The following is a 22,014-nucleotide window of genomic DNA, read 5'->3' as shown; positions in this document are numbered from 1 at the left end:
GGTGTCAACTCGACGAAAAGCGTGTCGAGTTGACACCCCTTCTCTCATGCAGCAAGTGCTATGGCGCGACTCGTGATGGGACCCCACCGCCCAGCCCGTATGGGAAGACGGCTCGCCTTCGACTTCGCTTGGGTGGGCTGCTCGCCTTCGGCTCGCTTTGTCAGGCTGTTGCGGCTTGGTCTGCCAGTCGCTTCGCGACTGCCAGTACCTCCGGCAGGATTCGTGAGACGGCTTCCTTCGTCAGCCTGCCCTCCGGGCCTGACACCGATACCGCGGCCAGCGTCGGGCCGCCTACCACTGGGACTGCGATGCACCGCACGCCCAGTTCCTGCTCGGACTCGTCCAGCGCGAAGCCGCGCTCCGCGATCTCGTCCAGCGAGTCGAGGAGTTCGGACGCGTCTGTGATCGTGTTCGACGTGTACGCGGGCAGGCCCGTGCGGTCCAGCAGTGCGCGGACGTCTGCGCGGGGGAGTTGCGAGAGCATCGCCTTGCCCACGCCCGTGCCGTGCGGCAGCAAGCGTCGGCCCACCTCTGTGAACATGCGCATCGAGTGCTTTGACGGCACCTGCGCCACGTAGACGACCTCGTCGCCGTCGAGGACGGCGAGGTTCGCTGTTTCTTCCACCGAGTCGACCAGTTGGGAGAGCAGTGGCCTCGCCCACGTGCCGTACTGGCGGGAGGCGGTCTCGCCCAGGCGGATCAGGCGGGAGCCGAGGGTGTAGCGGCGGTTGCTGTTCTGCCGCACATAGCCCAGCGTGACAAGGGTGCGGATCAGGCGGTGGATCGTGGGGAGTGGCAGGCCCGACGTTGCCGCCAGCTCCGAGAGCGAGGCTTCGCCGCCTGCGTCTGCCAGCCGTTCTAGCAGGTCGAAGGCTCTTTGCAGGGACTGCACGCCACCTGTGGACACGGTGCGGCTCCTCTCGTTGCAGTTCCGCAATGCAAAAACTATAGTCCACACAGCAAAACCGAGAGAGGTGGATCCAGGTGCAGGTCCTGACCGAAGAGGCTCTTGAGTTCGTCGCGAAGCTGCACGAGGCGCATGCCGCCCGCAGGGACGAGTTGCTCGCCCTTCGCAAGGAGCGCCGGCCCCTCGGGTTCCTTCCCGAGACGCAGGACGTGCGTGACGGTGAGTGGAAGGTCGCTGAGGCGCCCGAGGCGCTGCGCGATCGGCGCGTCGAGATCACCGGGCCCACCGAGCGCAAGATGACGATCAACGCGCTCAACTCCGGTGCCAAGGTGTGGCTCGCGGACCTGGAGGACGCGAACACGCCTCATTGGGACAACGTCGTGCAGGGGCAGGTGAACCTGTACGAGGCGGCGCGGGAGACGATCGAGTTCACCTCGCCGGAGGGCAAGGAGTACAAGCTCAAGGGCGGGCCTTACCCGACGATCGTCGTGCGGCCTCGCGGGTGGCACCTCGACGAGCGGAACCTGCAGTTCGGCGGGAAGAACGCCGTTGGCGCGCTCGTGGACTTCGGGCTGCACTTCTTCCACAACGCCGAGCTCGGCAAGCCGTACTACTACCTGCCGAAGATGGAGTCGCACCTCGAAGCGCGGCTGTGGAACGACGTCTTCACGACGGCGCAGAAGCTCAAGGGCGTGCCGCACGGCACCATCAGGGCAACGGTGCTCATCGAGACGATTCCCGCCGCGTTCCAGATGGAGGAGATCCTCTACGAACTGCGGGACCACGCGTCGGGCCTTAACGCCGGTCGGTGGGATTACCTCTTCAGCGTCATCAAGTACTTCCGTGACGCGGGTGCGGACTACGTGCTGCCGGACCGCAACAGCGTCACGATGACGGCGCCGTTCATGCGCGCGTACACCGAGCTTCTGGTGAAGACCTGTCACAAGCGCGGGGCGTTCGCCATGGGTGGCATGGCCGCGTTCATCCCCAACCGGCGTGATCCCGAGGTCACCGAGAACGCGCTGCGCAAGGTTCGCGAGGACAAGACGCGCGAGGCGAACGATGGTTTCGACGGGTCGTGGGTGGCGCATCCTGACCTCGTGCCGATTTGCCGCGAGATCTTCGACGGGGTGCTGGGCGACCGGCCGAACCAGATCGACAAGCAGCGTCCGGAGGTCAGCGTCACGGCGGAGCAGCTGCTCGACTTCAAGTCGGCGGGTGGTTCGGCGACGCGTGCGGGACTTGAGGCCGCCGTCGACGTCGGCGTGCGGTACATCGCGTCCTGGCTGGGCGGCAACGGCGCGGCGGCGATCCACAACCTCATGGAGGACGCGGCCACCGCGGAGATCAGCAGGTCGCAGATCTGGCAGTGGGTCAACAACAAGGTCTTGCTCGACGACGGCACGGAGGTCACCGCCGACGCCGTGCGCGAAGTGCTGGCGCGAGTGGGCGGCGAGCTCGAGGGGCCGCACGTGGCGGCGGCCGTCGAGCTGTTCGAGCAGGTCGCGTTGTCCGAGGACTTCGTCGACTTCCTGACGCTGCCGGCGTACGAGCGCATCTGATGTACGAGACATCGCTGTCTCCCGAGGACGTCGCGCGGGTGACCGCCCGGCTGTCCACTGTGGAACGCAGCTGGCCGGTGGGGCGTCAGCCCGTGCACACGTGCTACGTGCCCGCCGGCCGCATCATCGGGACCACGGTCGCCGACTGGGGCCGCGAGGCGCTGGAGTCGATCGAACCGGAACTGCTCCCGGACCTGCCCGAGGGCGTGCTGGAACGCGTCGAGGCCAAGCTCCGGCGTGAGCCGATCGAGGACCTGCGGATCGACTTCGAGGACGGCTACGGCGCTCCCGAGGACGACGTCGAGGACATGGACGCCGAGAGCACGGCGATCCTGCTGTCGCGCTGGGTCGCCGAGGGCACCGCGCCGCCGTCGTGCGGGCTGCGCATCAAGTCGTTCGACACGGCCGAACTGCGCGAGCGCGGCCTGCGCACCCTGGACATCTTCCTGACGGCACTGGGAGAGATCCCGCCGGGCTTCGTCATCACGTTTCCCAAGGTGACGTCGGTCGACCAGGTCGAGGTCTTCGGCGAGGTGCTCGACCTCTTCGGCGAGGACCTGAAGTTCGAGATCCAGGTCGAGACCACCCAGTCCATCGTGGACGGTGAGGGTCGTCTCGCGATCCCGCGGTTCATCGCGGCCGGTCGTGGCCGGGTGACGGGTCTGCACTTCGGCACCTACGACTACACGGCGGGCTGCGGGCTGTCCGCGGCGCAGCAGCACCTGGCCCACGGCGCGTGCGACTTCGCCCGGCACGTGATGCAGGTTTCCGCCGCCGGCACCGGTGTCCGGCTGTCGGACGGCTCCACCAACGTGCTCCCCGTCGGTGACCAGAAGAAGCACGGCTGGGACACGCACTACCGGCTGACGCGCCGGTCGCTGGAGCACGGTTTCTACCAGGGCTGGGACCTGCACCCCGCCCAGCTGGTGACGCGCTACGCGGCCGTCTACGCCTTCTACCGGGAGGGTCTGGAGGCGGACGCGGCACGGCTGAAGGCGTACGTGCAGAACGTCTCGGGAGGCGTTCTGGACGAGCCGGCGACCGCTCAGGCGCTGTCGTCGTTCTTCCTCCGGGCGGTGGACTGCGGTGCGCTCGATCCGGTCGAGGTGCAGGCCGCGACGGGTCTGGACGAGTCGGCGCTGCGAGGGCTCGCCACCCGTTCGAGCTGACCGGGCTCTCACCCGTTCGTGTGGTTCTGTCAATGGGTGTCGAATAGTGCGGGTAATGGGTGCAGGGTGGCTCGCATGAGCATGCGTGCGGGCCTCTGGACCGGCCTCCCCGACCTCGAGACGGCCGAACACAAGTACCAGGTCGTCGCGTGCGAGGCGGATGTGGACACGCTGATCAGGCTGCTCGACAGGCCCGAGTGCAACGACGGGTCGCTCGACCACTTCGGCCGCGACCTCACCGCGGACGGCGAACCGGACCACAACGTCGTGCTCGCCGTGCGCGGTGGGTGGGGCTACATGTACTACGTCGACAACACCTTCATGGGCTGGCCGAAAGGGTCGCCGGAAGCGCCGTACGTCAACGAGAAGTACACGGACTTCCCTCCCGGTGTCGGTGTTCCGCTCGACGTGTTCCGGCGGCTGCTGATCGAGTTCATGGTCTCCGGCGAACGGCCGACCGGCGTCGACTGGTACTGCGAGGCCGACCTGTTCCACTCGTGGCGTGATCAGCAGATGTCGTTGCGCACGAGCGAGAACCGCTGACCCTCAGCCGGTCGCTGGTTGAATGGCCGCATGAAGGCCGTGGTGATGGGTGGGGGAATCGCCGGCTTGCTCGCCGCTCGGGTGCTGACCGAGACGTGCGACGAGGTGGTGGTCCTGGAGCGCGACGAGCTGTCGGAGGAGCCCGAGTACCGGGCCGGAGTGCCGCAGGGCAGGCACACGCACGGGCTGCTGGTGCGGGGCGGCGAACTCCTGGAGGAACTGTTCCCCGGGCTGCGCGACGAGCTCGTGGCGGAGGGCGCGGTGCTCGCCGACGCGGGGGACATGCGGATCCTCAACCCGCTCGGCTGGCTCGCCAAGACACCGCTGGGCCTGCCGCTGCTGTCGTTGAGCCGCCCGCTGCTGGAGACCTGCATCCGGCGACGCGTCACCGCCGAGATCGTGGACGGCGTGCACGTCACCGGCCTGTCGTTCCGCGACGGCGTCGTCGACGGCGTGCTCACCCGCGACGGCAGGGTCGACGCCGATCTGGTCGTGGACGCGACCGGCCGGTCGTCGAAGCTGCCGGTGTGGCTCGCCGCCGCGGGGATCACCACGCCGGAACCCGAGGTGGTCGACTCCGGCACGGGGTACGCGACCCGGATCTACACCGCGCCGGAGGACTTCCCGGTGGTGTACGCGGAAAGCCTGTCCGCGCCCGACCTCCCGCGGGGCGTCGCTGCGATGCGCGTCGAGGGCGACCGGCTCATGGTCACCGCACAGGGTGCGATCGGTGACCACCCGCCGCGTGACCTCGACGGCTACCAGGGGTTCCTGGACTCGTTGCGGGTGCCGATCTCGGAGATGCTCGCCGACGCCGAACCGCTCACGCCCGTCTACCTGTTCGCCCGTACCGCCAGCCGCCGCAACGCCTTCGAGGACGTGGCGAACTGGCCGGGCGGGCTGGTGGCGGTGGGAGACGCGGTGTGCGCGTTCAACCCCGTGTACGGGCAGGGGATCACCGTGGCGGCGATGGAGGCGCTGCTGTTCCGGCGGCACCGGGACTTCAGCGCCAAGGGGTGCCGGGCGTTCCAGCGGAAGATCGCGAAGACCTCGAAGGGGTCGTGGGCGATGTCCAGCAACGCCGACCGCAGCTGGCTCGGGCCGAGGCGCGCCGGCCTGCTCGGCTGGTACCTCAAGAAGTGGCAGGCCGGGATCGTGCACGACCCCGACCTGTTCAGCCGCTTCGTCCGGGTCGTGCACATGGTCGCCTCGCCGGCGAGCCTGCTCAACCCGGTGGTGTTCAGAAGGCTGGCAAAGTACTCCAGGCAAGACCAGCCTCGGGGGCGTCGTCCCGCAGGATCGAGCCCTCGATGAGCCCGTACGGGCGGTCCGCGGCGTAGAAGACCTCGTTGTCGTTCTCCAGGCCGAACGCGCTCAGGTCCACCAGGAAGTGGTGCTTGTTCGGCATGGAGAGCCGTACCTCGGCTACCTCCGGGCGGGCGTTCAGCACGGCCTCTCCCATCGCGTACAGAGTCTGCTGCAACGACAGGGAATGCTTGTCCGCGAAGGTCTTCAGCATGATCGACCGGATCTCGGCGAACGACTTCGCCCAGTCGGCGTCGGTGCCGACGTAGCGCCACCGGGCCGTCACCGACGTCGCCAGGATGCGGTCGTTGGTCTCCTTCAAAGTCGTGTACGGGTCCTTCGGATAGCCGTGGAACTCCGATCCGGTCGACTTCAGCACCACCATGTCGCGCACGCCCGACACGACCCACGCGTCGGAGCCGTCGATCGTCACCGCGGTGGTGCGCTTCTCGTTCGAGCCCTGGACGAACGCGTGGTCGTGGCCGTCGATGCGGTCCCAGGAGTGCTCGTCGATCAGGATGCGGGCACCGGTGATCGGTTCCTGCGAGCCGACGAAGTGCCGGCCCAACCGCAGCGCGAAGTCCTCGATCTCACCGACCGGCGCCTGCTTCGCGAAGGCGTAGACGGTGTTCTTCTGCGTGTCGGTCGCGAGCACCTTGGCGTTGTCGCCGGTGAGGTGCGTGTCCGCGAGGTCTCCGCGCAGCGAGGTGCTGACGGTCAGGTCTTTGACGGTGTGCACGGAACCGTTGCGCGACACCGTGACGAGGCGGTTCTCCGCCTTCCCGTACTGGTTGGGGCCCAGGACGATGGCCATGTTCAGCTCCCGATCAGCTTCTGCAGCCGCAACGCGGCGATCTTCGCGAGTTCGTCGTTGACGACGCGGAGCTCGACGTCCGGCGGGTTGTCCATCCGCGAGGACAGGTTGCCGAGCATCTCCGCACCGCTCAGGCCGGTCGCGCACACCAGGTAGATGTGCCCGAACCGATCCTCGTACGCGGCGTTGGCGGCCGCCAGGCGATCAGCCTGGGAGGCGTCCACACCGGACTGTTCGGACCGCGACCACTTCGCCGACACCCCACCTGTCTTCTGCCGTTCGCCGATGCGCGGGTGCCCGGCGATGGCGCCGAGCACTTCCTCGTCGGAAAGTCCTTGTGCGGCAACCGAAGAAGCCGCGAGGAGTGCATCCATCGACGCGTAGGGCCTGCCCGCCACCACTGCGTCGACCCAGCGGGGTACCGCGAGGCACTCGGTGAGCAGAGGACGCAGTTCGGCCTCCGGGGCGCTGTTGAAGCTCTCCACGGCTCTCCAAGTTTCTGTATCGCGGAATCTAACTTCCACATTCTTGACCTGGGTCGAGCGGGATGTCTAGTGTCTCCGTAGTACGAAATCCAACTTCCGCAGAGTGAAATATTCTCTGGGTGGGAAGGAACGCATCCGATGTTCGACGCAAACCTGTCCATGCTCTTCACGGAACTGCCGTTGCTGGAACGCCCGGCCGCCGCGCGAGCCGCCGGGTTCGACGCGGTCGAGATCTGGTGGCCGTTCGCGGACGCCGTACCCGAGACGCGGGAGATCGAGGCGTTCGAAGGCGCCGTCGTCGACGCGGGTGTGCGCCTCGTGGGCCTCAACCTCTACGCGGGCGACATGCCGGCGGGAGACCGCGGCCTCGCGAGCTGGCCCGGCCGCGAGGCGGAGTTCCGCGCGAACGTCGAGATCACCACGGCCATCGCGGACCGCCTCGGCTGCCCCACGCTCAACGCGCTGCACGGCAACTTCGAGACCACCGCGCAGACCGTCTCCAACTACCGCTTCGCCGCCGACGTCGCGGCGCAGGCAGGCGTCCAGCTCGTGATCGAACCGCTGAGCGGCGCGCCGAAGTACCCGATCAAGACCGCCCACCAGGCGTTCGAGCTCATCGACGAGATCGACCGCGGCAACGTGAAGCTGCTCGCGGACCTCTACCACCTCGCCACGAACGGTGACGACCTCGACCTCCTCGCCGACCACGTCGACCGCATCGGTCACGTGCAGATCGCCGACGCTCCCGGACGCGGTGAGCCCGGCACCGGCGAACTCGACCTCTTCGGGCATCTCGCGAAGCTCCGCGCCAACGGCTACACGGGCTTCGTCGGCGCCGAGTACAAGCCCGTCACCGGCTCCTTCGACTGGAGGAACAACGCATGACCAGGATCGGATTCATCGGACTCGGCATCATGGGCAGCCCGATGGCGGCCCACCTCGTAGCCGCCGGGCACGACGTGACGGGCTTCGACCTCAGCCCGGCGTCGCTCGACAAGCTCGTCGCCGACGGGGGCAAGGCCGCTTCGAGCGCGCAGGACGCCGTGAGCGGCGCCGAGGTCGTCATCACGATGTTGCCGAACCACCCGCAGGTCGAGGCCGTGATCGACGAGGTCGAGTTCGACGACGGCACGCTGCTGGTCGACATGAGCACGATCCGGCCGTCCACGTCGATCGAGATCGCGAAGAAGCTGTCGCACGTCCGGGTGCTCGACGCGCCGGTCAGCGGCGGTCAGACCGGTGCGGTGCAGGCATCTTTGAGCATCATGGTCGGCGGCACCGAGGCCGACTTCGCCGCCGCCAGGCCGTTCCTGGAGGTCGTCGGCAAGACGATCGTCCACGTCGGACCGCACGGCGCGGGTCAGGTCGTGAAGGCCGCGAACCAGCTCATGGTGGGCGGCATCTACGCCCTCGTGGCGGAGTCGATCGTGTTGCTGGAGGCGTCCGGCGTCGACCCGAAGGCGGGCCTGGACGTGCTCGCGGGCGGTCTCGCGGCGAACCGGATCCTGGACCTGAAGCGCGAGTCCATGATCGCGCGGGAGTTCCAGCCCGGCTTCCGGATCGACCTGCACCACAAGGACATGGGCATCGCACTGGACGCGGCACGCGCCGCCGACGTCGCGCTGCCGGTCACCAACCAGATCGCCGCTCTCGTCGCGGCGGCACGCGCGCAGGGTTACGGGTCGCTCGACCACTCCGCGCTGCTCAAGGTCATCGAGAACTTCGCGGGAAGGTCGTAGAACATGCCGAAGATCCCAGTCATGCAGGCGGTCGTCGAGGTCCTGAAGTCCGAGGGCATCGACACCGTGTTCGGCTGCCCCGGCGCCGCGATCCTCCCGCTGTACAAGGCGATGGAGCAGGACGGCTCGATCGAGCACCTCATCGTCCGGCACGAGGAGGGCGCGACCCACATGGCCGACGGCTGGTCGCGCACGACCGGCAACGTCGGTGTCGCGATCGGCACCTCGGGCCCCGCCGGCACGAACATGATCACCGGGCTCTACACCGCGCAGGCCGACTCCGTGCCGATCCTGTGCATCACCGGCCAGGCCGCGGTGTCGAAGCTGCACCAGGAGGCGTTCCAGGCCGTCGACATCGTCTCGATCGCCGCTCCCGTCACGAAGTGGGCGGTGCAGGTCAAGGAAGCCGCGCAGATGCCGTGGATCTTCCGCGAGGCGTTCCGGATCGCCCGCTCCGGCCGTCCCGGCCCGGTCCTCATCGACCTGCCGATCGACGTGCAGAAGCAGGAGATCGAGTGGGACTCCACGATCGACGAACCGTTGCCCGTCCCCAAAAGCGTGCCGTCCGACGCACGGGTCGAGCGCGCGCTGGAGATGCTGCTGGCCGCCGAACGCCCGCTGCTGCTCGCCGGTGGCGGTGTCATCCTGGGCGAGGCGTCCGCCGAGCTGCTGGACCTGGCTGAGCTCCTGCAGATCCCGGTTCAGGCCACGCTGATGGGCAAGGGCGCCGTCGACGAGGACCACCCGCTCTACGCGGGCATGACCGGCATCCAGACCTCCCAGCGCTACGGCAACGCGTCGTTCCTGGAGTCGGACCTGGTGCTGGCACTGGGCGCGCGGTTCGGCGACCGGCACACCGGCGACCTCGCGACGTACCGCGGCGACCGCAAGTTCATCCACGTCGACGTCGAGCCGACGCAGATCGGCAAGGTGTTCGGACCCGACCTCGGGATCGTCGCGGACACCAAGGTGTTCCTGCAGGCACTGCTCGAAAAGGCACGTGCGCGCGGGCCTCGCGAGTCCGGTGCCTGGGTCGAGCGGTGCCAGGAGCTCAAGCGGACGCTGCTGCGGCGCGAGGACTTCGACACCGTGCCGGTCAAGGCACCGCGGGTCTTCAAGGAGATCAACGAGTTCTACGGCCCGGACACCTACTTCGTCACGGCCATCGGGCTCTACCAGATCTGGTCCGGGCAGCACCAGAAGGCGCACAAGCCGCGGCACTACCAGGTCTGCGGCCAGGCAGGCCCGCTCGGCTGGGAGATCCCGGCGGCGATCGGCGTGAAGAAGGCCAGGCCTGACGCCGAGGTCGTGGGCATCGTCGGCGACTACTCGTTCCAGTTCCTGGTGGAGGAACTCGCCGTCGGCGCCCAGTACGACGTCCCGTTCGTGCTGATCATGCTGAACAACGAGTACCTCGGCCTGATCCGGATGGCCGAGGACCACGGTGGCTACGACATGAAGTACGAGGTCGACATCCACTACGACACGAGCGGCTCGGACAACGTGAAGATCATGGAGGCCTACGGCTGCTCCGGCATCCGGGTCGCCGATCCGAGCGAGATCCGAGCCTCGCTGGAGTGGGCGCGCAAGGAGGCCGACAGGACGTCGCGGCCGGTGCTCGTGGAGATCATGATCGAGCGCGAGGGCAACACCGCGAACGGCACGTCGATCGCCGCGATGAGGGAATTCGAGCCGCTGCCGTGACAAGGGTGATCGTCGCGCCGGACAAGTTCAAGGGATCGCTCACCGCCCCGCAGGTCGCCGCCGCCGTCGCGCGCGGCCTGCGGGAGGCGGCCCCGGACGTGGACGTGCGCCTCCTCCCGGTGGCCGACGGCGGCGACGGCACCGTCGACGCCGCCGTCGCCGCCGGGTTCGTGAAGGTCGGGCGCTGGGTCACCGGGCCGGTGGGCAAGCCGGTGCCCGCGTCGTTCGCGGTCAGGGGCACGACCGCCGTGGTCGAGGTGGCCTCGGCGGCGGGACTGACGTTGCTGGAGCGGCCCGCGCCGCTCGACGCCACCAGCCACGGCGTCGGTGAGCTGCTGAAAGCCGCCCTCGACGTCGGCTGCACCACGATCGTGCTCGGGCTGGGCGGCAGCGCGTGCACGGACGGCGGCGCGGGCATGCTGGAGGCGCTGGGCAAGGCGTCGTTCGAGGGCGTCGACCTCGTGCTGGCCTCGGACGTGGACAACCCGCTGCTCGGTCCTTCCGGCGCGGCGGCGGTCTACGGGCCGCAGAAGGGAGCCTCGCCCGAGCAGGTGGAGATCCTCGAAGCGCGGCTCGCCGAGTTCGCCCGGCGCGTCGGACCGGAGCATGCCTCACAGCCCGGCGCGGGCGCGGCGGGCGGGATCGGGTTCGCCGCTCTCGCGGTGCTGGGCGCGCGGTTCCGGCCGGGCATCGAGGTCGTGCTGGAACTGGCCGGGTTCGCCGAGGCCGTCGCCGGCGCGTCGCTGGTGATCACGGGCGAGGGGTCGCTCGACGAGCAGACCCGGCACGGCAAGGCGCCGTACGGCGTGGTCAGGGCCTCGGGTGACGTACCGGTGGTCGCGGTGGCCGGCCAGTGCTCGGTCGAGCCCGGCGACCTGGGGCTGAAGGCCGCCTACGCGCTGCTGGACGTCGAACCGGACGTCACGCGGTGCATGGCCTCGGCCGATTCGCTGCTGGGCGTTCTCGGCGGTCGCATCGCCCGCGACTGGGTGTCAGAGTGAGTGCCATGGACCTGGTCTTCCGCGCCCGCAGGGTCGTGACCCCGCAGGGCGAGATCGCGTGTGACGTGGGTGTCGCCGACGGCCGGATCGTCGCGGTCGAGCCCCGGATCGACTCGCCCAACGTCGTGCACCTCGCGGACGACGAGGTGCTGCTGCCGGGGCTGGTCGACACCCACGTGCACGTCAACGACCCCGGCCGCAGCGAGTGGGAGGGCTTCGAGACAGCCACGAGGGCCGCCGCCGCCGGAGGCGTCACGACGATCATCGACATGCCGCTCAACAGCATCCCGCCGACGGTCGAGGTGGCGGCGCTGGAGATCAAGCGCAAGGCCGCGGCGAACGTCTCGGTCGACGTCGGGTTCTGGGGCGGCATCGTCCCCGGCAACCTCGCGGACCTGAAGCCGTTGCACGAGGCAGGTGTCTTCGGCTTCAAGTGCTTCCTGCTGCACTCGGGCGTGGACGAGTTCCCGGCCGTCACGACCGGCGAACTCGAAGTGGCGCTCAGGCAGCTGGCCACGCTCGACGCGTTGACGATCGTGCACGCCGAAGACGCGCACACGGTTCGTGAGTCCGAACCGGACTACGCGGGCTTCCTGGCGTCCCGGCCCCGCGAGGCCGAGAACAAGGCGATCAGCGACGTCGTGGCGTTGACCCGCAGGACCGGCGCGCGCACGCACGTCCTGCACCTCTCGTCGTCGGACGCGCTCTCGATCCTGGGGGCCGCCAAACGGGAGAGCCTGCGGATCACCGCCGAGACCTGCCCGCACTACCTGACCTTCACCGCCGAGGAGATCCACGACGGGCAGACGGAGTTCAAGTGCTGCCCGCCGATCCGCGAGGCGGAGAACCGCGAGGCGCTGTGGCAGGGCCTGCGCGACGGCGTGATCGACCTGGTCGTCAGCGACCACTCGCCGAGCACGGTGGAGCTGAAGGAAGGCGACTTCGCGACGGCGTGGGGCGGCATCGCGTCGCTGCAGCTCGGGTTGCCGGCGGTGTGGACGGGCGCACGGGAGCGCGGCTTCCACCTCACCGACGTCGTCCGCTGGATGGCGACGCACCCGGCGCGTCAGGTCGGGCTGGAGACCAAGGGCGCCATCGAGGCGGGCAAGGACGCGGACCTCGTGGTGTTCGCGCCGGACGAGACGTTCGTGGTGGACAGGGACAAGCTGCACCACCGCAACCCGGTGACGCCGTACCACGGCCGCGAGCTGCACGGGGTCGTTCGCCAGACCTGGTTGCGCGGCAAGGAGATCGGCCAGGCACAGGGCAAGTTGCTACGCAGAGGAGAAGCATGACCGAGTGGACCCGGCTGCCCGATCTCGCCTCGCGCGCGGTCGGTGGTGGTGTGGTGTGGGCGAACGACGAGCTGTTCGCCGAGCGGGAGAACCTGATCAAGCCCGCCGAGCCGGTCTACCAGACCTACACCTTCGGTCACAAAGGCCAGGTGTACGACGGCTGGGAGACCCGCCGCCGCCGTGAGGCCGGCGTGGACCAGGCGGTGGTCAGGCTCGGCATGCCCGGTGTCGTGCGCGGGGTCGTCGTCGACACGGCGTTCTTCAAGGGCAACTACCCGCCGTTCTGCTGGGTCGAGGGTGCGCAGGTCGACGGCTACCCGTCCGCCGACGAGATCACCGAGTGGTTCCCGCTCGTCGAACGCAGCGCGCTGAAGGGCGACGAGAAGCACTTCTTCGACGTCACCGAAGGACGCCGCGTCACGCACGTACGGCTGACCATCGACCCGGACGGCGGTGTGGCTCGCTTGCGCGTGCACGGCGAACCGCTCGCCGACCCGCGTCTGCTCGTGGGTGGCATCGACCTCGCCGCGCTGGAGAACGGCGCCGTCGTCACCGGCTGCAGCAACATGTTCTACAGCTCGCCGAACAACCTCATCGCCCCTGGTCAGGCCACGGTCATGGGCGAGGGCTGGGAGACCGCGCGCCGCCGTGACGACGGCAACGACTGGGTGTCGCTCCGGCTCGCCGCTCCCGGTGTCGTGCAGCTCGTGGAGCTCGACACAAGCCACTTCAAGGGCAACGCGCCCGGCTGGGCGTCCGTGCGCGGCTGCGACGAGCGCAGCGACCCCGACGCCTGGTTCGACCTGCTGCCGCGCACCCGGCTGCAGCCCGACACGCGGCACCGGTTCGTCGTGGACGCGACCGAGGCTACGGCCGTCCGCCTCGACATCTATCCGGACGGCGGAATGGCACGCCTTCGAGTCTTCGGCACCCTTACGAGCGACGGCGTATCACACCTTCAGACGATGTGGGCCAAAACGACTAACTGACGGTGGTTGTACGACCACGGTCTGATTCTCATCCCTACCTAGGTTGGTTGTCTGCGTCACACGATCGGTGGAAGCGTTCCTCTCGCAAGATCGGGGATCTAGGGAGGAATTCCATGCAACCGATGGTGCGCGTCTTCGGCGCCGCGATCGCGAGTTCTGCATTGGTACTAGGTGCGAGTCAGGTCGCGACCGCGGCTCCGGAAGGGCAGCCGGAGTTCAACGTCGGCGCGGTCGACTGGAAGCCGTGCGAGGAGATGCCGACGGTCGAGTGCGGCTTCCTCGAACTGCCGATCGACTACGCCAAGCCGAACGGTGAGAAGTTCCAGCTGGCCGTGTCGCGCCGCAAGGCGAACGACCCGTCCCAGCGCATCGGCGCGATGGTGATCAACCCCGGCGGGCCGGGTGGGTCGGGTGTCGACTTCTCGTTCGGCGCCGACCGCTACTTCAGCAAGGAGATCGTCGACAAGTTCGACGTCATCGGGTTCGACCCGCGTGGCGTCGCGCGCAGCGCGCCGATCAAGTGCTCGGCGGAGATGCTGCAGAAGCAGCCGTCGGTCCACCCCAAGACCAGGGCCGAGTTCGACGCCCTGGTCACCTACAACAAGGCGCTGCGCGAGGACTGCCGCAAGCAGTCCGGCGCCATCTTCGACAACGCCTCCACCGCCGAGGTGGCGCAGGACATCGACTCCATCCGGCGTGCGCTGGGGGAGAAGAAGATCAACTACTACGGCATCTCGTACGGCACGATCATGGGCCAGCACTACGCGGAGAAGTTCGGCAAGAACATCCGCGCCATGATCATCGACTCCAACATGGACCACAGCCTCGGCACGAAGCAGTTCCTCGACTCCGAGGCGCGCACCGCCGAGGACTCGTTCAACGAGTGGGTCAAGTGGAACGACCGCTCGGCGTCGTCGCCGTTCCACGGCCAGGACCTCCGCAAGATCTGGAAGGACCTGCTGGCGAAGGCGGAGCGCGGTGAGGTGCCCGCACCGTGGGACCCGGCCGCCAAGCTGACGCCGGAGGACCTCGGTGGTGGCGTGGTCAGCATGGCCTACGGCCCCAGCTGGAAGTCGTTCGCCGACCAGATCAAGCAGATCATCGACGGCACTCAGGCGCCGAAGGCGGCCTTCTCGGCCTTCGCGGCCGAGGAGACGTTCCCGAACCCGTTCCCGGGCATCTTCTGCAACGACTACAACCTCCGCGTCAGCTCGTGGGGCGAGTACCAGTCGCTGGTGAAGTCGGAGTACCGCATCGCGCCGAACACGCGCGGCTCCTCGCTCGGCCACGGCGCGATGATGGGCTGCGCCGGGTTCCCGAAGGCCACGAACCCGCAGCGCACGCTGAAGATCAAGAACGCGCCGAAGATCCTGCTCACCAACGCCAAGCACGACCCGGCGACGGCGTACGAGTGGGCGGTCAACGCACACCGCCAGTCCCGTGACACCACCGTCTTCATGACCTACGAAGGCTGGGGCCACGGCGTCTACGACCGCAGCGAGTGCACGCTGAAGATCAACAACGAGTACCTGGTCTCGCTGAAGCTGCCGCGCAACGGCACCTCGTGCGCCGCTGTCGAGCCGCCGGCTGAGGCGTCCATCATGTCCGCGAAGCCGCGGATCCCGGTGGGCCCGTTCTCGGTTCGCTGACGTTCGTCAGCAGTGATGCCCCCGGTGTTCGCGCCGGGGGCATCACGGTGTCACGAAGACCTCGGCCGAGGCGTCCCGCGTCCCCGGAAAGCAGGAACCCCGCGCTACGTCTCGTGACCGTTTCGCCGCGGTGAGGTGGCCGAATCGAGGCCGTGAACGGCGCGAAACGCGGACGTAACAACGTCGGCCCCACAGTTCACCTCCGCGAAACGTTCCACGTAAGTGCGTGAAACAGGACATCTCGATGCTCCCTGCAACCGACGTGCAGTGGAGGTCGAAGTGGATACAGGGGACACCGCCTGGGTGCTCACCAGCGCCGCATTGGTGCTGCTGATGACGCCGGGCCTTGCCTTCTTCTACGGAGGCATGGTCCGTTCGAAGAGCGTGCTCAACATGATGATGATGAGCCTGGGCGCCATGGCCGTGGTCGGTGTCCTGTGGGTGCTGTTCGGCTACTCGACGGCATTCGGAGCGGACGTCGGCGGAGGCCTGCTGGGCAAGCCGTTCGAGTTCTTCGGCCTCGACGGGCTGCTGGCCGCCGACTCGCTGGTCGGCAAGCTCCCGAGCACCGTGTTCGTCGCGTTCCAGGCGATGTTCGCGATCATCACGGTCGCGCTGATCTCCGGTGCGATCGCCGACCGCGCCCGCTTCGGCCCGTGGCTGCTGTTCGCGGGCCTGTGGGCCACGATCGTCTACTTCCCGGTCGCGCACTGGGTGTTCGACTTCGACGGCAAGGACGAGGCCGGCAACGTCGTGGACCCCGGCGGCTGGATCGCCAACAAGCTCCTCGCGATCGACTTCGCCGGTGGTACGGCGGTGCACATCAACGCCGGTGCCGCGGGTCTGGCGCTCGCGATCGTGCTCGGCAAGCGCGTCGGCTGGCCCAAGGAGCCGATGAAGCCGCACAGCCTGCCGCTGGTCGTGCTCGGCGCCGGTCTGCTGTGGTTCGGCTGGTTCGGGTTCAACGCCGGTTCGGCCCTGGGTGCGAACGGCACCGCCGGTGTCACCTTCATCAACACCCTCGTCGCCACCTGTGCCGCGATGCTCGGCTGGCTGCTGACCGAGCGCATCCGCGACGGCAAGGCCACCACGCTCGGTGCCGCGTCGGGTGTCATCGCCGGTCTGGTCGCCATCACGCCCGCCTGTTCCGCGGTCACCCCGGTCGGCGCCATCGCGATCGGCGCGATCACCGGTGTCCTCTGCGCCCTGGCCGTGTCGCTCAAGTACCGCTTCGGCTTCGACGACTCGCTCGACGTCGTCGGCGTCCACCTCGTCGGTGGTCTGTCCGGCACGATCCTGATCGGTCTGTTCGCCAGCGAGGCGGCCCCGGCCAAGATCAACGGTCTGTTCTACGGCGGCGGCGTCGACCAGCTCTGGCGCCAGGCCGTCGGTGCGTTCGCGGTGCTCGGGTACTCGTTCGTGCTGAGCCTCGCGCTCGGTTACCTGGTGAAGTTCACCGTCGGGTTCCGCGCGTCGGAGGAGGCCGAGGTCGCGAGCATCGACGAGGCTGAGCACGCTGAGCGCGCCTACGAGTACGGCAGCCTCACCAGTGCGCGTGGTACCGGCAAGCCGAGCGTGGCCGCGGGTGCGACCGCGGTTCTCGAGGGGAGCAACAAGAAATGAAGCTGGTCACCGCGATCATCAAGCCGTTCACCCTGGACGACGTGAAGGGCGCCCTCGAACAGCTCGGGGTGCTGGGCATGACGGTCAGTGAAGTGCAGGGCTACGGGCGCCAGAAGGGCCACACCGAGGTCTACCGCGGTGCGGAGTACTCGGTGGACTTCGTGCCCAAGATCAAGATCGAGGTCGTCATCGACGACACCGCCGTCGAGAAGGTGCTGGAAGCGGTGGTCGAGGCCGCCCGCACCGGCAAGATCGGTGACGGCAAGGTGTGGGTCACTTCGGTCGACACGGTCGTGCGCGTGCGCACGGGCGAACGTGGATCGGATGCGCTTTAACAATCTAGGAGACGGCCCGTGGAGAACAACGAAACGGCCGTCGTCACGGCTGACGACCTGGTGCGAGCACGCGAAAGGCTGCTCGCGCCAGGTCGTCGTCGCTTGGCCGCCGAACCGCTGCGCGAGGCACTCGTGGACCTGCACGAGTTCTGGCTGACCAAACATGCGGGGGGAGCGGGGATATCCGGACCGGGTATCGCGCTCGTGGCGGTCGGCGGGCTGGGGCGGCGTGAGCTCGTGCCCTATTCCGACCTCGATCTGGTCCTGGTGCACAACGGCGTCAAGAACGTCGACGAGATCGCCGAGAAGCTCTGGTATCCACTGTGGAACTCCGGCATCGGGCTCGACCACTCGGTGCGCACCGTGGGGGAAGCTTTGAGGGTCGCCGCCGGTGACCTGAGAACCGCGCTGGGGCTGCTGGACATCCGGCACATCGCGGGTGATCCCGAGGTCACCCAGAAGCTCGCCGAAGGCGCGAAGCAGGCGTGGCGCGGCAACGTCCGCAACCGGCTGGACGAGATGGCCGAGTCGTCGCAGAAGCGCTGGGCGCGCGGCGGCGAGATCGCGCACCGCGTCGAACCCGACCTGAAGCACGGCCGCGGGGGACTGCGGGACCTCACGATGCTGGACGCGCTGTCGCTCGCGCAGCTGGTCGACCGGCCGTCCGCCGACGTCGACGAGGCACGCCGGTTGCTGCTGGACGTGCGCACCGAGCTCCGCCGGGTGGCGAGGAAACCCCGTGACGTGCTGCGGGCGCAGGACGGTGACGAGGTGGCCTCGGCCCTGGGGCTGGCGGACCGGTTCGCACTGGCCCGTTCCCTCTCCTCCGCCGCACGGACGGTCGTCTACGCGTTCGACGTGGCCATGCGGGGCGCTCGCGCCGCCGCGCCGAAGCGCGGGCTCGGAGCGTTCCTCCGCGGGCAACCGCCGCGCAGGCCGCTGGACGAAGGCGTTGTGCTGCACGGTTCCGAGGTCTCGCTCGCTCGTGACGCGATTCCCAGCCGCGATCCGGCGTTGTTGTTGCGAGTCGCGACGGCGGCTGCTCGCAGCAAGCACCCGATCGCGGCGGGAACGCTGACGCGGCTCGCGGACTCGGCGCCGGAGCTGCGCCAGCCGTGGCCGCGCGAGGCCCGCGAGGAGCTGCTGGCGTTGCTGGGCAGCGGAAGCGGGCTCGTGGACGTCGTGGAGGCGTTGGACCGCACGGGGTTGTGGGGCCGGCTGTTCCCCGAGTGGGGCGCGGTGCGGGACCTGCCGCCGCGCGACGCCGCGCACATGTGGACGGTCGACCGGCACCTCGTGCAGACGGTCGCCCACGCGGCCCGCCTCGCGACGACGGTGGCGAGGCCCGACCTGTTGCTGCTGGGCGCGCTGATCCACGACATCGGCAAGGGCCGGCAGCAGGACCACTCCGAGGTCGGGGCCGCGCTGGCGACCCAGATCGGGGAGCGCATCGGGCTGTGGCCGCAGGACGTCGAGACGTTGTCGGCGATGGTGCGGCACCACCTGTTGCTGCCGCACACCGCGACCCGCCGCGACGTCGAGGACGAGGCGACCGTGCACCGGGTGGTGGAGACGCTCGGCGGCGACGCGATCCTGCTGGAGCTGCTGCACGCGCTGGCGGAGTCGGACTCCATGGCGACCGGGCCGGGAGTGTGGACGGACTGGAAGGCCGCGCTGATGACCGACCTGGTCACCCGCTGCCGCACGGCGATGGCGGGGGACGCGCTGCCCAAGCCGGAACCGCTCGACCCCGTGCACGTGGCGATGGCGGAACGCGTCGCGGCGTCGGGAAAACCGGACGTGCTGCTGGAGAAGCAGGACCACGCGGCGGTCGTGACGGTGATCGCGCCGGACCGGCCGGGCCTGCTGTCCAAAGCCGCCGGTGTGCTCGCGCTGAACTCGTTGGAGGTCCACGCGGCGACGTTGCGCGCACACGGTGGCGCGACGGTGGACGCGTTCACGGTGTCACCGCGGTTCGGCTCGCTGCCCGACGCCACCCTGTTGCGCGAACAGCTCTCCAGGGCGATCGAGGGGTCGTTGTCGCTGGCCGACAAGCTCACCGCGAAGGAACGCGACTACGGCGGCCCGCCGGTCGACCCGCCGCCCGCGAAGGTGCTGTGGTTCGACGACGAGGCGACCGGCGCGGTGGTGCTCGAACTGCGCGCCGCCGACCGGATCGGGCTGCTGCACCGCGTCGCGGGTGCGCTGGAGCAGTGCGGCGCGGACGTGCAGTGGGCGCGCGTGTCCACACTGGGAGCGACGGTCGTCGACTCGTTCAGCATCGCGGGCGAGGACCTCGACCGGCGCCGGATCGAACGGGCGGTGCTCGACGCCGCCAGGTAGAGGTTGAGTAGCTCTACGCACAACCTCTCCGGGTGCTCACGCTCCTGCGCGCCGCCGGAACCCGGCAGTGTTCGTGGTGTCCGGAAAGCGTCCTCGAGGGGTGGACCGCTTCCCGGACGGGCAGAGGCGGTGGTGCGCGGTGACGGCGCCGGGGGAGGTACCGGGCACCCGCACCACCGCCGATTCCTCTTGTCCGACAACGAGACAGGTTCCTGGACAACCTCCGTCGAACCTGGGCATGGTCGAGTTTCTCGTTGTTCTGACTGGGGAGGAAGAACTTGAGAATCGCCATGGTGGCCGCCCTCGTCGCGGCCCTGGTCGTTCCCGTCACCGCACACGCCGCTCCACTCGCCGTGGAGGACCTGGGCACGTTGCCGGGTGATCTTCGCAGCGCCGCGGCCGACATCAACGACTCCGGCACGATCGCCGGTGTCTCCTACGGCGCCGGCACCGCGCAGCACGCCGTGCGGTGGGACCGGTGGGACGGCATCACGAAGCTCGCCGACTTCGGGTCCGACTCGTGGGCCGCGGCCATCAACCGTGACAACGTCGTCGTCGGTTACGCGGTGAACGCCGCGGGCCAGGCGCAGGCCGTGAAGTGGCTGCCCTCCGGTGCGCTCGTGCAGCTCGCGGTGGCCGGTGCGACGAGTTCCGTCGCGTACGACGTCAACGACTCCGGCACCGTCACGGGTGCCGCGACGATCAACGGCGTGAGCCAGGCGGTGCTGTGGACCTCGTTCGGCGAGGTGACTGTCCTCGGCGCGGGCAGCGGGCTCCACGTCACCAACGGCAACTGGGTGGTCGGCAAGACCGGCGGCGACGTGGTCCGGTGGAACGCGTCGGGCGTGCGGACCGTGCTCGACGCGGGCGCGGTCGCCGGGGTGAACCAGCTCGGCGACGCGGTCGGCACGGCGAGCACCGGCGGCGTGCTGTGGCTGCGCGCGGGCAAGACGCAGCTCGGCCTCGCCGCGCGGCCGTCCGACATCAGCGACAACGGCTTCGCGGTCGGAGACGTCTCGTCGCAGGCGACCCGGTGGGACCACTTCACCGGCGCGGTCGAGACGCTGGCGCCCGCACCGTCGAGTGCCGCCGAGGTGAACAACTCCGGCGTGGTCGCGGGCACGGTCGGCACGTCGGCGGCGACCTGGGACATGGGCGGCACGCGAACGGTGCTGCCGGCGCTGTCCGGTGCCGCACGTCACTCCGTGACCGGCCTGAGCGAGGTCGGGCAGGTCATCGGCGTGGCGGCGTTCGCCGACGGCACCCACCGCGCCGTGGTCTGGCGGTAGAACCCCGTGCATTTCGGTGGAAATCGGCCCAAACTGAACGAGAGGGATGGTCGAAACGTCTTCTAGGACATGACCGCCGTGTTGAACACGCAGACCGCAGTCGTCCGAGTGCCGCCGCGCTCGCTCGTAGTCCTCGCCGGAATCCCCGGCGCGGGCAAGACGACCCTGCTCAACCGCCTCGACGCGGACGAGCCGGTCACCGTGCTGGACTCGGACCAGGTGCGCTCGTGGCTGGAGCCGCGCGTACCGCTGCCGTACAAGTACTGGCGCGTGTTCGTGCACCTCACACATCGGATGCGCGTCTTCTGGGCGGCGGTGTTCTGCACAGGGCTGCTGGTGGTGCACGAGCCGTCCACCCGTCCCGGCACGCGTTTCATGCTGGTGCTCGCCGGCCTGCTGTCGGGGCGCTCCCGCCACTTCCTGTGGCTGGACGCCTCGGCGGCCCAGGCCCTCGACGGCCAGATCGCCCGCAAGCGCGTCGTCCGCACCCACGCGTTCGAACGCCACGTCCGCCGCGGCTCGTCCATGCGCGCGCAGTTCGAGGCGGGCTGGGTGCCGTTCGGATTCAGCAGCGTGACGCTCCTCACCCGTGCGGGGACCTCGGGCGGTCTGCGCATCATGGTGTCGTGATCAAGGCCGTCCTCTTCGACTTCGCGGGCACCCTCTTCGGGCGTCCCGCCTACCGATGGCTCTCGCCGCCGCACCTCGCGGTGCTGCGCGCACCGGCGCCGTACTTGGCGCGGATGAACGCCGCCGAGCGCGCGGTGTGGGACGCCCGCGACCTGACCGCGCTGGCGAACCGGTCGGCCCACTGGATCCTGTTCCGCCTGGCCGGGCTGAGCTTCGACGACGAGCTGTTCCAGCGCCTGCACAACCCGGCGTTCTGGCTGCCCTACGCCGACACCGCTGCCGCGCTGGAGGCCGCGCGGCAGCTGAAGGTCGGGGTGCTGAGCAACATCTCGTGGGACATCAGGCGGGTGTTCGCGCGCGAGTCGCTGTCCGTGGACGCCTTCGCGTTGTCCTACGAGCTCGGCGTCTCGAAGCCGTCCGCCCGCGCGTTCGACGCCGCCTGCGTCCGCCTGGACGTGGAGCCGTCGGAGTGCCTGTACGTCGGCGACGACCCGGTCGCGGACGGAGCGGCGGTGGCGGCGGGGCTGCGGTTCGCGCAGATCTCCACTGCTCCGGTCGGACGCCGCGAACCGGTGCTCCTGCAGGCCCTGGCGAGCCACGGGATCGGGTGAACGTCCGGTTAGCTAGTCTGG

Annotated in this window: 20 protein-coding genes; 17 read left to right on the top strand and 3 right to left on the bottom strand. The window is 69.1% G+C overall.

Translation table 11 applies throughout. The features are described 5' to 3' along the window. Nucleotides 1–160: 160 nt before the first annotated feature. On the bottom strand, nt 161–907 hold the full coding sequence (locus ORI60_RS38480; protein ID WP_323055989.1) for an IclR family transcriptional regulator: 747 nt from the start codon (nt 905–907) through the stop codon (nt 161–163). 77 nt (nt 908–984) lie between these two features. Here ORI60_RS38480 and aceB point away from each other — a divergent pair, with 77 nt between their 5' ends. The 4 genes from aceB to ORI60_RS38460 all read left to right on the top strand — a co-directional run bounded on the left by aceB (nt 985) and on the right by ORI60_RS38460 (nt 5,495). Then, nucleotides 985–2,469, top strand: coding sequence for a malate synthase A (aceB, locus tag ORI60_RS38475; protein ID WP_266042949.1), 1,485 nt, complete (start codon nt 985–987; stop codon nt 2,467–2,469). Further along, a complete protein-coding gene (locus ORI60_RS38470) occupies nt 2,469–3,638 on the top strand; it encodes a DUF6986 family protein (RefSeq protein WP_266042948.1) in 1,170 nt (389 codons plus the stop codon). Before aceB ends, ORI60_RS38470 begins: the two co-directional genes overlap by 1 nt. Before the next feature lie 75 nt (nt 3,639–3,713). Beyond that, the gene (locus ORI60_RS38465; RefSeq protein WP_266042947.1) at nt 3,714–4,181 is read left to right on the top strand and encodes an Imm1 family immunity protein; all 468 of its coding nucleotides are present in this window, start codon (nt 3,714–3,716) and stop codon (nt 4,179–4,181) included. Nucleotides 4,182–4,211: 30 nt separating this feature from the next. Beyond that, complete coding sequence (locus ORI60_RS38460) at nt 4,212–5,495, top strand: NAD(P)/FAD-dependent oxidoreductase (protein WP_266042946.1); 1,284 nt, start codon at nt 4,212–4,214, stop codon at nt 5,493–5,495. On the opposite strand, the gene pucL is transcribed toward ORI60_RS38460, so the two are convergent. Further along, nucleotides 5,422–6,300 carry a factor-independent urate hydroxylase gene (gene pucL, locus ORI60_RS38455; protein ID WP_266042945.1) on the bottom strand — a complete coding sequence of 293 codons (879 nt, stop codon included), beginning with the start codon at nt 6,298–6,300 and terminating at the stop codon, nt 5,422–5,424. The genes ORI60_RS38460 and pucL overlap by 74 nt on opposite strands. Before the next feature lie 2 nt (nt 6,301–6,302). Then, nucleotides 6,303–6,824 (bottom strand): 2-oxo-4-hydroxy-4-carboxy-5-ureidoimidazoline decarboxylase, encoded by a 522-nt coding sequence (gene uraD / locus ORI60_RS38450; protein WP_266042944.1) that lies wholly within the window; start codon nt 6,822–6,824, stop codon nt 6,303–6,305. A gap of 99 nt (nt 6,825–6,923) precedes the next feature. Here uraD and ORI60_RS38445 point away from each other — a divergent pair, with 99 nt between their 5' ends. The 13 genes from ORI60_RS38445 (at nt 6,924) to ORI60_RS38385 (ending at nt 21,993) form a co-directional block, all read left to right on the top strand. After that, on the top strand, nt 6,924–7,670 hold the full coding sequence (locus tag ORI60_RS38445) for a hydroxypyruvate isomerase family protein (protein ID WP_266042943.1): 747 nt from the start codon (nt 6,924–6,926) through the stop codon (nt 7,668–7,670). Beyond that, the gene (locus ORI60_RS38440) at nt 7,667–8,524 is read left to right on the top strand and encodes an NAD(P)-dependent oxidoreductase (RefSeq protein WP_266042942.1); all 858 of its coding nucleotides are present in this window, start codon (nt 7,667–7,669) and stop codon (nt 8,522–8,524) included. Before ORI60_RS38445 ends, ORI60_RS38440 begins: the two co-directional genes overlap by 4 nt. Before the next feature lie 3 nt (nt 8,525–8,527). After that, nucleotides 8,528–10,228 carry a glyoxylate carboligase gene (gene gcl / locus ORI60_RS38435; RefSeq protein WP_266042941.1) on the top strand — a complete coding sequence of 567 codons (1,701 nt, stop codon included), beginning with the start codon at nt 8,528–8,530 and terminating at the stop codon, nt 10,226–10,228. After that, nucleotides 10,225–11,229 (top strand): glycerate kinase, encoded by a 1,005-nt coding sequence (locus ORI60_RS38430; RefSeq protein WP_266042940.1) that lies wholly within the window; start codon nt 10,225–10,227, stop codon nt 11,227–11,229. Before gcl ends, ORI60_RS38430 begins: the two co-directional genes overlap by 4 nt. Nucleotides 11,230–11,234: 5 nt before the next feature. After that, nucleotides 11,235–12,524: an allantoinase AllB gene (gene allB / locus ORI60_RS38425; RefSeq protein ID WP_266042939.1), complete on the top strand. Its 1,290-nt coding sequence runs from the start codon at nt 11,235–11,237 to the stop codon at nt 12,522–12,524. Next, complete coding sequence (alc, locus tag ORI60_RS38420; RefSeq protein WP_266042938.1) at nt 12,521–13,513, top strand: allantoicase; 993 nt, start codon at nt 12,521–12,523, stop codon at nt 13,511–13,513. Before allB ends, alc begins: the two co-directional genes overlap by 4 nt. Before the next feature lie 113 nt (nt 13,514–13,626). Next, nucleotides 13,627–15,162 carry an alpha/beta hydrolase gene (locus ORI60_RS38415; protein ID WP_266042937.1) on the top strand — a complete coding sequence of 512 codons (1,536 nt, stop codon included), beginning with the start codon at nt 13,627–13,629 and terminating at the stop codon, nt 15,160–15,162. Between the two features lie 279 nt (nt 15,163–15,441). Then, on the top strand, nt 15,442–16,785 hold the full coding sequence (locus ORI60_RS38410) for an ammonium transporter (RefSeq protein WP_266042936.1): 1,344 nt from the start codon (nt 15,442–15,444) through the stop codon (nt 16,783–16,785). Next, complete coding sequence (locus tag ORI60_RS38405; protein ID WP_089917583.1) at nt 16,782–17,120, top strand: P-II family nitrogen regulator; 339 nt, start codon at nt 16,782–16,784, stop codon at nt 17,118–17,120. The genes ORI60_RS38410 and ORI60_RS38405 overlap by 4 nt, the downstream gene beginning before the upstream one ends. A gap of 18 nt (nt 17,121–17,138) precedes the next feature. Continuing rightward, entirely contained in the window at nt 17,139–19,463 is a 2,325-nt protein-coding gene (locus ORI60_RS38400; RefSeq protein WP_266042935.1) for a [protein-PII] uridylyltransferase, read from the top strand. 278 nt (nt 19,464–19,741) lie between these two features. Beyond that, nucleotides 19,742–20,752 (top strand): hypothetical protein, encoded by a 1,011-nt coding sequence (locus ORI60_RS38395; protein WP_266042934.1) that lies wholly within the window; start codon nt 19,742–19,744, stop codon nt 20,750–20,752. Nucleotides 20,753–20,821: 69 nt separating this feature from the next. After that, on the top strand, nt 20,822–21,382 hold the full coding sequence (locus ORI60_RS38390) for an AAA family ATPase (protein WP_266042933.1): 561 nt from the start codon (nt 20,822–20,824) through the stop codon (nt 21,380–21,382). Continuing rightward, nucleotides 21,379–21,993, top strand: a complete 615-nt coding sequence (locus ORI60_RS38385) for an HAD family hydrolase (protein ID WP_266042932.1) — start codon at nt 21,379–21,381, stop codon at nt 21,991–21,993. Before ORI60_RS38390 ends, ORI60_RS38385 begins: the two co-directional genes overlap by 4 nt. Nucleotides 21,994–22,014 lie beyond the last annotated feature (21 nt).

The organism is Lentzea sp. NEAU-D7 (genome assembly GCF_026242055.1).
Lineage (GTDB): Bacteria > Actinomycetota > Actinomycetes > Mycobacteriales > Pseudonocardiaceae > Lentzea.
Note: the sequence above shows the minus strand (reverse complement) of the source record. Positions and strands in the feature narration are given on the sequence as shown.